Annotated in this window: 13 protein-coding genes; 3 read left to right on the top strand and 10 right to left on the bottom strand. The window is 39.6% G+C overall.

The window, feature by feature from the left end:
- Positions 1-126: 126 nt before the first annotated feature.
- The 4 genes from AC25CA_RS04220 to AC25CA_RS04205 form a co-directional block, all read right to left on the bottom strand.
- Positions 127-1,431, bottom strand: coding sequence for an ATP-binding protein (locus tag AC25CA_RS04220; protein ID WP_486815798.1), 1,305 nt, complete (start codon positions 1,429-1,431; stop codon positions 127-129).
- A gap of 65 nt (positions 1,432-1,496) precedes the next feature.
- Positions 1,497-2,216, bottom strand: a complete 720-nt coding sequence (locus AC25CA_RS04215) for a LytR/AlgR family response regulator transcription factor (protein WP_486815797.1) — start codon at positions 2,214-2,216, stop codon at positions 1,497-1,499.
- Positions 2,217-2,456: 240 nt separating this feature from the next.
- Positions 2,457-3,041 carry a helix-turn-helix domain-containing protein gene (locus tag AC25CA_RS04210; protein ID WP_486815796.1) on the bottom strand — a complete coding sequence of 195 codons (585 nt, stop codon included), beginning with the start codon at positions 3,039-3,041 and terminating at the stop codon, positions 2,457-2,459.
- Positions 3,042-3,232: 191 nt separating this feature from the next.
- Positions 3,233-5,083 carry a glutamate synthase-related protein gene (locus AC25CA_RS04205; RefSeq protein ID WP_486815795.1) on the bottom strand — a complete coding sequence of 617 codons (1,851 nt, stop codon included), beginning with the start codon at positions 5,081-5,083 and terminating at the stop codon, positions 3,233-3,235.
- Between the two features lie 290 nt (positions 5,084-5,373).
- On the opposite strand from AC25CA_RS04205, the gene AC25CA_RS04200 reads away from it, so the two are divergent.
- Entirely contained in the window at positions 5,374-5,652 is a 279-nt protein-coding gene (locus tag AC25CA_RS04200; protein ID WP_486815794.1) for a DUF503 domain-containing protein, read from the top strand.
- Between the two features lie 95 nt (positions 5,653-5,747).
- On the opposite strand, the gene AC25CA_RS04195 is transcribed toward AC25CA_RS04200, so the two are convergent.
- The 6 genes from AC25CA_RS04195 to AC25CA_RS04170 form a co-directional block, all read right to left on the bottom strand.
- On the bottom strand, positions 5,748-6,395 hold the full coding sequence (locus tag AC25CA_RS04195) for a flavodoxin family protein (protein ID WP_486815793.1): 648 nt from the start codon (positions 6,393-6,395) through the stop codon (positions 5,748-5,750).
- Positions 6,376-6,903, bottom strand: coding sequence for a flavodoxin family protein (locus tag AC25CA_RS04190; protein WP_486815792.1), 528 nt, complete (start codon positions 6,901-6,903; stop codon positions 6,376-6,378). The genes AC25CA_RS04195 and AC25CA_RS04190 overlap by 20 nt, the downstream gene beginning before the upstream one ends.
- A 123-nt stretch (positions 6,904-7,026) precedes the next feature.
- Positions 7,027-7,590 (bottom strand): hypothetical protein, encoded by a 564-nt coding sequence (locus AC25CA_RS04185; RefSeq protein ID WP_486815791.1) that lies wholly within the window; start codon positions 7,588-7,590, stop codon positions 7,027-7,029.
- A gap of 25 nt (positions 7,591-7,615) precedes the next feature.
- Positions 7,616-9,301 (bottom strand): sensor histidine kinase, encoded by a 1,686-nt coding sequence (locus AC25CA_RS04180; RefSeq protein WP_486815790.1) that lies wholly within the window; start codon positions 9,299-9,301, stop codon positions 7,616-7,618.
- Between the two features lie 2 nt (positions 9,302-9,303).
- Positions 9,304-10,011 carry a response regulator transcription factor gene (locus AC25CA_RS04175; RefSeq protein WP_486815789.1) on the bottom strand — a complete coding sequence of 236 codons (708 nt, stop codon included), beginning with the start codon at positions 10,009-10,011 and terminating at the stop codon, positions 9,304-9,306.
- A 127-nt stretch (positions 10,012-10,138) separates the two neighbouring features.
- Entirely contained in the window at positions 10,139-11,443 is a 1,305-nt protein-coding gene (locus tag AC25CA_RS04170) for a hypothetical protein (protein WP_486815788.1), read from the bottom strand.
- A gap of 261 nt (positions 11,444-11,704) precedes the next feature.
- Here AC25CA_RS04170 and AC25CA_RS04165 point away from each other — a divergent pair, with 261 nt between their 5' ends.
- Both AC25CA_RS04165 and AC25CA_RS04160 read left to right on the top strand, forming a co-directional pair.
- Complete coding sequence (locus tag AC25CA_RS04165; protein ID WP_486815787.1) at positions 11,705-12,337, top strand: GntR family transcriptional regulator; 633 nt, start codon at positions 11,705-11,707, stop codon at positions 12,335-12,337.
- Positions 12,330-13,052: a DUF5058 family protein gene (locus AC25CA_RS04160; RefSeq protein ID WP_486815786.1), complete on the top strand. Its 723-nt coding sequence runs from the start codon at positions 12,330-12,332 to the stop codon at positions 13,050-13,052. The genes AC25CA_RS04165 and AC25CA_RS04160 overlap by 8 nt, the downstream gene beginning before the upstream one ends.
- The last annotated feature ends 1 nt before the right edge of the window (position 13,053 follow it).

Here is a 13,053-nt window from a genome sequence, read left to right as displayed (position 1 = left end):
AGGGAAATCATAACTGTTTTTGGGGCAATTGACTCACTTATTGGGGTAATTGACTCTTTCATAAAAAAAGGAAGCAAGCTGCCGGTTTAAACCGATCGCTTACTTCCTCTTTATTTGATTGATGTCCTACCTTGCATTCATCACAATTTGTGTAATAAAGCTTCCATTCCGGACCGAAAAGCCCGCTGCGCCATCATACTCTTCCGCCGTGTATAGAATACTTTTCGTACCGGTTCCCCCTCCTTGCTTTTGAGTGACAGGTAGTTCTTCTTTAAACTTAATATCCGTTCGACACGTATTTTCCACCTGAATACGTAGACGCCGATCAATAAATTTTGTCGTAACGATAATCTCTTTATCCACTTTAACTGCAAGCCTTAAACAACCTTCCAATGCATTTTCCAAGGCATTTCCAAGGACACATGTTAGATCAACATTTTCGATACCGATATCCTCGGGGATACTTACATAAAATTCAGATCGGATGTTTTCTTTCTCCGCTCGGTCTGCATAGAGGTTGAATATACTATTGGCAATTGGATTTTTACAATAATCATGTGAATACTTGACATCCAATGCAGCGTCACAACTTTTCATATATCTTTTCAGTTCCTCTATTTGTTGGCTTTGCAGCATCCCGCTGATCACCGCGTTGTGATGATGCATATTATGCCGTTGCTCAAAGGCTAACTCCGTAGCAAGCTTTTGTCTCTCCAATTCGGATTCCCAAAGTTTTTCCTGCTGTGACATCAGCAGTTGCTTCTTTTCTAAGAGATATTTTTCTACAATAGCATTGGCCTGTATATACAACAGATAATAAACTACCACAAAAAGCACATAAACAACAACTGTAATTGTTTTATACCAACTATTACTATCCCAATTCCAGTAGGGTGTTGGATAATAGAGAAGCAAAATTTGAAGTAGTAAAAAAACGAAGGGAACGAGTGTCGCCGCTCGCCATTCTTGGTCAAGAATCTCAACTAGCCGATGAACGCGGGGTCGAACCCATTTGAAAAGCAAGAATATGAGGCCCGCATAGATCAATGTGCGTATGGTGATATAAAGCAAGACTTTCTGCACGCCCTCTAGCTGCATGGCTAAATCATCACCAATATAACTGATCGAAATATAGATGTTCACGAAAGTTAAGAAATGAAACAGAGAAACAAATAAAGGATCCCCCGAACAGATCACATACCAAATCGAAAATGCGATCAGAATAATCACAATAGCAAATCCCGACACAGCCTGTGACCCATAAGCAACAAGCGCATAAAAAAATACACTCATACTCAAGATCATAAAAGAAAGGGCTACAATAATTCGTTTTTTTACCGGTTCACGAAATTTCATGATCGAGGCCGACATAAAAGAAAAACCGATAATCGATTCTAAAAACGAAAAAAATATGAGTATCGCATAGAACATAGTCCACCTTCTTCCACCTATTTGGTCCGCACTGCATGGATCAGCCGTTCATTCATCCACTAGGCCTACATTTGAAAATGTAAAAACTCCTCTTTGAGCTTTTTATAAGACCTGTAGGGATATGCAATCTGGTCTCCTGTATCAAAAAAAATCAACTTTTTGGAAATCTGACGAATATATTTTAAATTCAAATTCAAGGAAGCTCCGCATCTGATAAAAAACTTATTGACAGAAAGCAATGCAAAAAGCTCTGCGGATGTCATGCGAACCTCCATTTTTTGACCTTGAATGGCATGAATCAACTGATAGTTGTTCCGACTGGTCTCCGTATACACAACATCCCTAGGCGCAATGCGAGAAATCCCTTCCGAAGTCTTTAAAACGATCACCGCTCTTCGATCGACTTCAATCCGTCGCATCACCTGATCCAAGGCAGAAAAAAAAGATTCTTTTCCATATGGCTTTACCAAATATTGTGCAGCATTCACTTCAAAAGCTTCTAGGGAATGGTTGCGGGACGTCGTAAGAAAGATGATCTCGCCCTCATCACCAAGGGTACGAAGCTCCCTAGCTAGATCGATCCCCTTTATGCCAGCCATATAGATATCTAGGAGTAACACATCAAAACCACCATTTTCCTCCACAAAGGACAAGAGCTCCAATGGCGCAGAAAAAGAGTGAATTTTTATGTCGTATTGGGGATGTTTATTGATATACTGCATAATCATGGCTTGAGTGTGTTCAATCTCTTTGACTTCATCATCACATATTGCAAGTTCAATCATAGGCTCACATCCTTCTACTTGTTAATATATTACATTTCAATCACAACATTCAATGATAACTTAAATGAGTTCACCATATTAGCCAATCTCAACGATACAAAGTCCGGTCTTTAAAGTACCAAATACACCTATATCCTCTTCACAGCTCCCGCTGAAAAAAGTACAGCATCCTAAGAATGCTGTACTCTTTCGATCCCTTTATTAACCTGTAAATATACCTGAAAATATATCATTCTACCACTAAATCAACTGATAAAAGAGTCCTTCCTTTGTGCTATACCACACAAATTTCCCATGGCCTTGTTTAGTCATTCGAAGATGCATGTCCCACTCCGGATAGAGTTTCACGAGTTGCATGCCTCCCCCTACTAGATAGGCTACAAATGAAATATAGTGATCCTTGGCCATAGGATGATTGCTGGTGATATACCATTTTCCCTCTTCCAAGACTACATTCAGTTTTTTATCGTCACTTGCCTTTTGAGGGGTTTGCACCTCCATTTTTCTGCCACAACAGCTAACACTCGCATCTCCTGTGGATACTGTTATATTCCCACATGTCGGGCATACATAAAACGTTGAATTTTTCATACTTCCTCCTACCATGTCACTTTCCAGTAAATCCCCTTTTAACATATGGGCCAGGTCTACGCCAAGGATTTCTGATAGCTCTGCAATCAACGTAATATCAGGGCAACCCAAACCACGCTCCCATTTTGAAATGGTTTTATCACTGATATTTAATTGATTAGCTAGGTCATTTTGCGTCATTTCTTTTTCTTTACGCAGGCTTCGAATCAATTCGCCGATCTTTAAACAATCCATCTTTTTCTCCTAAATTGCATTCATTAACTTTCATCCTCTTTTCTCTCTATACTAAATATAGCAGAGTAACTTTCATTTTGCTATCTACGCTCCGTAGAGTCTTAAGCCGCAATCCTTTTATTGTTCACTTCCATATACAAAGAAACCGGTAGCCTTAGCTGCCAGTTTCTTTTTCTCATACGACAGACGCATTACATATGAGTCAGATCTGTGTGTCTAGACACTTCCGAACTATCGGTCACCAAATCATCGAAATTCAAGTCATGAATACAATCTTTCCCATTTGACCGTGCAAAAACTTGCAATTCTTTTGCTGTAGCGCTATAGAAATTTTGAAATTGAAGCAGCGCTTTTTCTTCATCAAACAAGGCTCTCAGATTTTCATCTTGTGTTGCGATTCCGGCAGGGCAGGTTCCTGTATGGCAAACCTTAGACTGCATACAGCCTATGGCGATTAAGGATGCTGTCGCAAGGGCAATCGCATCCGCCCCAAGTGCCAAACCCTTGGCGATATCGGCTGCATCTCGAAAGCCTCCGGTAATGCAAAGACTTACCTTGCTCTCGACAAGATCCAAGTACTTTCTTGCTCTTGTAATGGCATAAATGGCAGGGACGCCTACATTGTCTTTCAAAAATTTTGGAGAAGACCCCGTTGCGCCTCCTCGACAGTCAATGGTGATGAAGTCAGGGTTAGCTTGAAGTGCTTGTTTCAAATCCGCTTCGATATGACCCGCTGAAAACTTAATACCCACAGGCACGCCCCCTGTTACTTGGCGAATATGGGCAACCATTTCAATCAAGTCTTCTATTGTATCTACACCTGAAAACCTACCGGGAGATACCGATGCTTCACCTGCTTTTAAGCCACGGATTTTTGCAATCTCAGGGGTAATTTTCTCGATGGGCAAGTGACCGCCAAGTCCCGGTTTTACCGCTTGACCAATTTTGATTTCCACAGCATCTGCTTGTCGAATGATTTGGTCATCATGCGAAAATGCAGCCGTACCCAACTCATAAATATAGGTCTTGGCAGCGGCTCTCGATTCAGGCAGCATACCACCTTCACCGGAAGACATGGCCGTATCAACTAAGCTTGTTCCTTTTGCCAATGCAATTTTCGCTTCACGTGAGATAGCACCAAAAGACATATGGGAAACATAAAATGGAATAGACATCACTAAGGGTTTCTTTGCCTGCTTCCCAATGATCGTTGTTAGATCAACTTTCACCTCACCATTTAAAGGCATGGGATCTAACTGAGCTCCTTTAAACATAATGGATTTAAAATCCAGAAAGGTTTCTTGTGTTCTCATGGCAGAATTTTCACTTTTCCCCGTTCTTGCTAAATTTTGAATTGCGCCAACCTTATTGTCGAAAGCTTCTTGGTCTGAGCAAGTGCATTCCTTCGATTCAGCAACAAGTCCCTTGTCTTCGAATCTTTTGTACCAGTGTTGTCCATTGCAGAAGGGTTTATTCGTGGAATGACCACATCGACAAAGAGCATAATGATTCATGGTTTGTGGATGATCTTCGTCGATCAGTTCAATGTCCCCCCCCACATAATAGGGTCCATCTTCACTGATCTCAAGAGTTGGTTCTTTGGAAAAATCATCGACTTTAACTCCATCGATCGTGTAACTAAGTGCTCCAGAAGGACATTTTTCTATAGTCTCAATAATCTTTTCCATGCTTTCTCCATCTGGATCAATCCAGGGTTCTATTCCCATACGAAAAACTTTGGGTAATCCATCGGTACAATACCCCGCATGGGAGCATATACCACGATCATCGTGAATGATAATTTCTTTTCCTATATACGTTTCAAGCAATCGGGGAACTCGATCATCCTTCTTTCTGGAATCAAATTGAATTTTACCATGTGTTCCATCGCAAAAAGGCTTGTTTTTTGACTGCCCGCAGCGACATAAAGCGATGGCTTGATCCTTGATTTCAACCGCCGAACCTCTTGACTCTGTCAGTTTTTTTGCATATTGCACGACATAGGGGCCATTTTTACTAGTTCGAATGACAGGCTTGCTCATAGCTTGCTCCTTCCTTACTCAACTTGAATTCTTACATAATTTGATTCTAGTCTCCCTTTACAATCAAATGAAATGCCTCTCTCTATAATGAGTTATAATATGAATACCCGATTCATGGGAATCAATGGCTCACAATCTATTTTCTTCATATTTCACTCCAGCTAGCAAGGCAACCTATAGATTCATATAAAATCGATTTGTTTTTCCCTTACTATTTTCAACTTAACCGTTCAAATTGAACCAGAATCAGGTTATAGTTATAGTAACGAATGCAAAATAGAGGTGAAAATATGTTTGTAAAATCTAATAAAATCGAAATTCGGATTTTCGATTCATTCTCACTAAAGGATAAAAGAAGTGTCGTCAAAAGCATCGTTGCCAAAACCCATCGAAAATTTAATGTAAGCATCTCAGAAGTGGAAGACTACGATCTATTGAATAAGACGACTTTAGGCATAGCGATTGTAAGCAACAACAATCAATTAAACCAACAGATCTTTAATCGCATTATTCGATTTATAGAAGATAATTACCAAGCAGAAATCATATCCATAGAAAACTATGAATAACGGTAACAATTAATGTAAAAATCAAGAGGAGCCTCAATTTCGAGGCTCCTCTTGACTTCCATAATTTATATCTCGTTATTTTTTATCCCTTATTCTTACCGATAAGGCGCATCAAATCGTTTTTCAAAAGCGTTATTCTTCTTTAATTGTTGATTCCAATAGAAATTCGTAAGCCCTAGTTTCTTCATCACTTTAAACCATGCCACTTTTGTTTTATTTTGTACCAAAGGTCCTTCTAATGCGGCTTGATCCTCTTTATGAAATGGTTTATCCATTTGATACAACCGACCAATATTGGCTACTTTCCGTGCTTTTTTAGCTGTCATTCTAGGTGGCATAATTCTAAACCCCTCACTGCCCGGTATAATAAAAACGCCATAGTTTTTCATTTCCATAATCTCTACAAATCGCATTAAATATTTTTCCAAATTTTTAGAATGGATGGCTTCTGAAAATCCCGAATGAATAATGAATGATACCTTCTTGTCCTTAAAAATCTCTTTATTCTCACCCATCTTTTCAAAAAACACCTTGACTTGAGCAGGCATTCCATCGACATAAAGAGGAAACACAAATAAAAGCTGATCAAATGATCTTGCCTTCTCAATAAAGCTTTCATGCTGCTTCACTTTCTTCAGATACATCGTTGATGGTGTTTCAAAACCTTCCACAAACCATGAAATAATGATATCAGAATTACTCTTTTCACCTCTGGGACTGCCATTAAATATGAGTAAAGACATGTTCAAATTCAGCTCCTTCCTTAATTCGGACAAGCTCAATCAATTTATTCCTAAGATTAAAGGACGTTCTTTCATAAAGCTCTGTCAATATGGCAATGTCTTCATCCGTTGTATCCTCATCCTCAAGCACAATCACCTTGATATCAGGCAATTTATCGTATCTCCGTCTATGATGCTGTTCTCCTTGATAACTCTCTATGTATGGATGAATCATCGGGATCAAGCGATCTTTGAACTTCTTAATCAATGAAGATTCATACCCTGCAAGAATGGGCGTAATTATGGTTAGTTGATCTGCTGAAGGAATTCGAGACAAAATCTGCTCATAGTCATCTTTCAGGGCACATATCCCCGGTGTCTTCACCCAACAATCCCAACAACCCTGACAATAGTTGATATTAAGTTCTCTTAGCTTGAAGTACACCAAATCCTTACGATCCATCTCTTCCAATTTTGTTTCAAACTCACTGAAATTCGAATTCGTTATTCCATTAATTATCAAATTCATCTTCAAACCACCTCCTTATTCTCACAACGCATAAAGTTTTTCTATACTCTGATTTCATTACTATCTATTCTATACCCAGTCGAAAACTTCCTTTCTAATGGAACATTGAATCAATTGCTTTGATTACCGTCTCGCTTCGATCACTTTTCGCAAGTATCCTACGCTTTCCTCAATGGCCTCATCAAAGCGATGACTGCTATCAACAAAAGGAAGCCCCCATTGACTACATTGCTTTTCCATCAAAATGCCCTCAGCCAAGAATCCTTCTAAAATTTTCTTCATCTCATCGTCGTTAACATCTCGTGTCCAATCCTTCTTTCGCTCAAAACGTCGAAGATCTACTAATTTTTCCTCGGCATTTACATGAGTGGAACCGATATAAAGGATCTCAGTCTCTTGCTTATTTTTCATACTGATATAATCTTCCGGAAACAATTGATACAAATCGATCACAACATCAATTTCTTCATAGGAAATATGTGTGATGAATTCATCGACAAACCCCGCAAGTTTTTTACTAAAAGAACGATTCTCGTCCAAATGTAGAATGCCGATTTCTGGATACAAATTCTCCAAGGTAGAAATCAAGCTATCAAAAGGAATATAATTCATTTGCATCTCAGCTGCAATTCTTTTAGCGATTGTTGATTTACCAGACCTTGAATGACCTGCGACAATTATAACCATAGTCTCCCCTCCACGCATCTTCCGCTTACTTTAGTTCCTCGTCTTGAACGATTGGCAAAGTAAAGAAAAAAACAACTGCATTGTTTTCACTGACTACGCCAAACTCACTTCTATGCTTTTCTAAAATATTTCTTACAATGGTGAGACCAATCCCATTCCCGCCATAGCGTTTATTTCTGGATTTTTCCGTCCTGTAGTATTTCTCCCAAACCCTGGTCATTTCTTCATCCGATAAGTTTGAACCAGTGTTTTTAATTGATACGCTCAATTCATGGTCTGCAATAAGTGACTCGATTATGATAGACTCTCCCGCCGGTGAATACTTGATTGCATTGCTCATTAAATTATCAATCACGATTTGTATTTTTCTAGCGTCGCATATAACCAGCGCGTCTTGAATCCGATGAATTACCCGCAAGTTTTTCTCTTCGATTTGACGCTCAAACTTCTCCAGATTCACAAATTCACCAAAACTTTGCACTTCCATGTTTAACTGCGTGGATCCACCTTCGCTTTCACAGAGTAAGAGAGTCTCTTTCGTAAGTCCATTTAACTTGTCAATCTCCTCTGCTATGGTTTGAATATAATAAGTTTTATTGTCATCCGTTACTTCCAGCATCTCTAGAAAACCCGACATAATACCCAAAGGCGTTTTGAATTCATGAGAAAGGTTGGCCAATAGCTCGCGCATACGTTGTTCGTTTGCTTCTTTTTTTTGTGCGTCTTCTTTTAATAATGCAATATTTTTTTCCATATTTTTTGATATTCGATTCAAGCTATGGGAAAGATCTTCCAATTCATCTCCGGTACGGACCTGACTTTCCTGGGAAAAATCCAAATGAGAAATTCTGTCAGCCTCTTTGGAAAGCACACGCAAGGGTTTGGTAATCCAACGGGAGTAGACCATTGCCAGCATGGCAAAAAGCAACAATTGAAGACCAAAAATATAGATATAGTAATTATTCAAAACTAAAAAAGTCTCAGATATATCTTCTATCGTAAATAGCCCAATCACCCAAGACTGATCGGGCTGCTCTTGTGCACGAATACGAATATCTAAACCGGTCTCCGTCTCCCGAAAGGTACCCTCTTCATCCTTGCCGGCATTCTCTGCAAAAAAAGTGCCTGCTTCTCTTAGTAATTTGTCTGACTGATAACTGTATACCCCTTGATCACGCCTGATGTAATGGGTCTGAACAATAGTCCCAGACAAGTGAATTTCATCTTGAATTAATGGGCTGTCCAAGTCGTAATCTAAGAGCATGACCTGGTCGCCATGTAGCATGCCCCCTTTCACTTCAACATGGCTGAACATTGTCAACTCTGCAAACTCAGGAAATAAACGTCCCTCTTCATCAACACGATTACCAATTAGGACTTTTATTCGTTTATTTCCACTCTCCACAACAATATAGTTCATCCTTTCAAAAAAGCGATCATTCTGGATAACAAGATTTTGATCCAACACCAGAATTGGGGACGCGGTGCTTGTTCGATATTCTTCTGTTAATGCATTTAGCTCTTCTTTTGTCCAAACATCATTTCGATAATCCTCAACAAAGGTCAAGAATTGTTTTTCTGTTTCTCTTGATTTCATAACAACATACAGCTTTGGCATAATCGTCATTTGAAAGAATACTTGCAAACATAGGGTCACCGTTAATATTGAAACAATCGATATAAATACCTTTCTAACGATACTTTTCCTCATCTTCATCCCTCAATCTTATAACCAGACCCAACAACCGTTTTAATTCGTCTGCTAAAAGAATCCAATTTTCCTCTCAACTTTTTAATATGATTATCTACAACGCGGGTTCCACCTTCAAAATCGTATCCCCATACATATTCTAATATTCGCTCTCGCGACAAGACAATATTCTTATTGGCAACCATATACTCCAAGAGTTCATACTCTTTTGGCGCAAGCACAACTTGACTTTCCTCCACCATTACTTGCTTACTTTCAAAATTGATTTTGAGCTCCTGTACCTGTAAAAATCCCTGGTTGTTCTTGCCGAGGATTCGATTGATCTTTGCCAATAAAATTTTAATTTTGAAAGGTTTTGTGATATAGTCATCCGCTCCTGCCGTATAGCCATCGATATGATCTTGTTCGCCTTCCACTGCAGTCAGCATCAATATCGGAACATCAGAAAATGTTCGTATGGATTCACATGCCTCAAAACCATTCATTTCGGGCATCAACAAGTCTAGTATGATCAATGAAACTTCCTTTTCACGCAGACATGCAACAGCCTCTTTGCCGTTACTCGCTTCGATCACAGAATATCCTTCTCTCTCCAAAAAAAAACGGATAAACTCCCGAATCTTTTTCTCATCATCTGCAACTAAAATCGCCTTCATCAATCCATTTCCCCTTTCTTTCTCTTCCTGCCACATACAAATACGTATTCTCATTTTATCACACCGTCAGCAGCTATGCATCGAATGAAATGGTCACGAATCTTGTACCCATCAGCCCATAGGAAAAGAACTGTCCCTATTTTTACGAGGCAGTTCTTTTCCTAGAGGCGACTATGCTTACTTACATTGAGTGTTCTTCCATTTTTAGATCTTTGTCAGTGAATCTTAGCAGCTCGATATTGATCAGTGTATTCACTCCGTCTCTCCCTTGAACTTGATCGGTTACCACAATTTCACTATTTTTCTGCACAATTGTGTATTGGCCTGAATGACCACGGAATTGTACAACATCATTACCTGATTTACCATCGATTCGATTAAATCCACTATTTCCCATTAAAGTATTATCCAGCTCGTTTGCTGAAAGGGCACTATCCTTACTGCCGGTAAGGCTGATCTTCTGCAAATACTGTGACTTTGTCGTATAGGGTTTGCTTTCCTCCTGAGTCATAAAAAACTCACCCTCAAAGGATGGATCTACTCTCAGCATTTGGTCAATATTTTCATTCAAAAAATAGTCAACTATGGCTTTTCCCTTGGGGTCTTTCTCAGCGATTTCCTTTCTGTTTTTTGCGCAGTAAATTCCCCACATTCCACCTTGGCCATCTGCCCATGAATCCCATAACCCATAATAACTGTCGATGACCGATACAATATACTCTTGTTCCAGACTTCCTTCTTTAGACAGTTCTTTGAGCCAATTCACGCTATTAAATCCCCATAGCCCCTTTTTCCCCCAGTCAGACTCCCTAAGAGGAAGAGCGTGATCCTTTGCAAGCCCAATCATTTCTGCTATTGCTGGATCTGCACCTGGATTTTGCCTTGTTCCAACCCCATAATCATGAACCATATGAAAAATTTCTTCAAAGGATGCATCTCGATGTTGGTAGTCACAGTCGATATACCATTTAGAACCGACATTTGCAATCTCCATTTGATTCAAGTTTTGACCAAGCGCCATTGCAGCCATGGGTGTTTTCCCATCGCGATCAGCCCCATTAGGAATGATTAAAACTGTATGGCTATCAGCCATTTGATTTGCTATCGATGTTTTATCAATATTCTCATTGCTTGATAAATAAAAACTCAGGATGCTATGAGCATATAAAAGTTGTTCATCCTTCACTTGATCCATGGCAAGCAATCGAATGGCCTTGCCGTTTGGCGCCTTGTAGTCCATGTATTTGCTGTAATATTTCTTAGCAGCCCCGCTTAAGGCATCCGTGTTGCGAACAATATCGTACTCATCTTTATAGAACTCGTAATTAGGGTTGCTTATACTTTGCTCCATTCTCCATCCAGGCACATCGAGTTCTTCGACTGCAACCTTCTTAAATCCAAGTCCAAATACTTTCGACACACCCAATCCAACAAGAAGCAGAGCAATGCCGACCATCACGACCACAATCATTTTTTTCTTCATCATAATCTCCATCCTATCCTTTCGTCATACCTACTTGACACAAAATTCTCTTTGCCACCGGTAACGATTCTTAGCTGAAACTAAGATCACAAGCTAGTTTTTACTTCTTTCTCTCGCACAATCGATTTGATTCTGATTTGATTTCTCAATCTATCATAACTAACCGATGTATCCTTTGTGTATCCCAACAACAAATTGAATACCCTTGACCCTTGACCTTGCTTGACATAAAATTACAGTGTGGTAATACCACAGGAGGTTCTTATGTCTAAAGAATTGCAAGTGGAACAACGTATTTTAAACGAAATTTTATCCGGTCAATTACAAGCTGGTCAAATGATGCAACCCGAACGGCAATTAGCAATCAAGTACGATTGTAGTCGTCCAGTGGTTCATAAAGCCATCATTCGACTTGAAGACAAAGGCGTTTTGATCATACGACCACGCAAAGGCATCCAGATTCTTGATTTTAAAGTGTCAGGCCGTCTTAGCCTCATCGAGGAGATCAGCCAGCAGAGTAAGGAAGTCCTCTCTAGAAAGTTCAATCACGACATGCTGATCTTCATTAAGGACAATTTTAAAAATGTCCTTCGCTGCTTTGAATCCATTGAAAAACAAGCGACTGAAATCAGATTACATACTGCAGAAGATTATTTTGATCTCTTTTTCGACTACTGCCGCCAATGCGGCAATGGTGTTTATCCCATGTTGATCAATGAATTCCGTACGGGCATTTTGAATGTTGCCGCATGCTGTATCGATTCCAAAGAGGTTAGTCGATTGTTTCAAGAAATTGAAGATAGTATTATGCAAAACGAAGTCAATCATGCCATTGATTTGCTGGATGAATGTTTCGAAAGAATAGAAAAACTTTGGATAGGAGGAAAGGATGTTTAATTTAAACAGCGCATTTTTATTTATCGTATCAGGCACTTTTATCGTATTCGTTTTATGTCAGGCAATATTTTTCCTAATGAGGGCATACCAAGAAGGAATCAGGATGGGTATGGAGAAAAAAGTTTTAATGCGAACGGTAAAAACCAGCATCGCCTTTACCGTAGCACCCGCCGTATCCATTTTACTTGGGGTGATTACACTTTCCAAGTTTTTGGGACTGCCACTCCCCTGGCTGCGTTTATCAATTCTGGGTGCCATTACTTACGAGTTGACAGCAGCGGCTTCTGCGGCTGCTACAATGGGTATCTCCATTTCTGAAGCCATTTCTTCCGGTCAGATCTATGTGACCATTCTTTGGGTTATGACACTTGGCATCATTCCCAGCATGCTCCTCATTCCTTTATTCTTAAAGAAGTTTCAAACCGGCATGTCCGTCATCAAAAAAAGAGACCCAGTCTGGAGCGAGCATTTTATGACTGCACTCTTTATGGGCATGATCAGCGCTTTTCTAGGGGTCGTCTTTAAAGATGTTTCACAAGGATTAGTCGGCTTTATCAGTGTATTTGTCATGATGTTTTCAGCGGCAGTTATGATCGTCATCGGTCTGCTCCTTAAGAAGTATAAAGTGAAGGCACTGGAAGATTATGCACTGCCAATCTCTATGTTGAGTGGGATGGCTTTCTCCATCTTCATCACCGGGATCATAGGAGGATAAT

The sequence above is a fragment of the Gottschalkiaceae bacterium SANA genome (genome assembly GCA_036323355.1).
In the GTDB taxonomy this organism is placed as follows: Bacteria; Bacillota; Clostridia; order Tissierellales; family GPF-1; genus GPF-1.
Note: the sequence above shows the minus strand (reverse complement) of the source record. Positions and strands in the feature narration are given on the sequence as shown.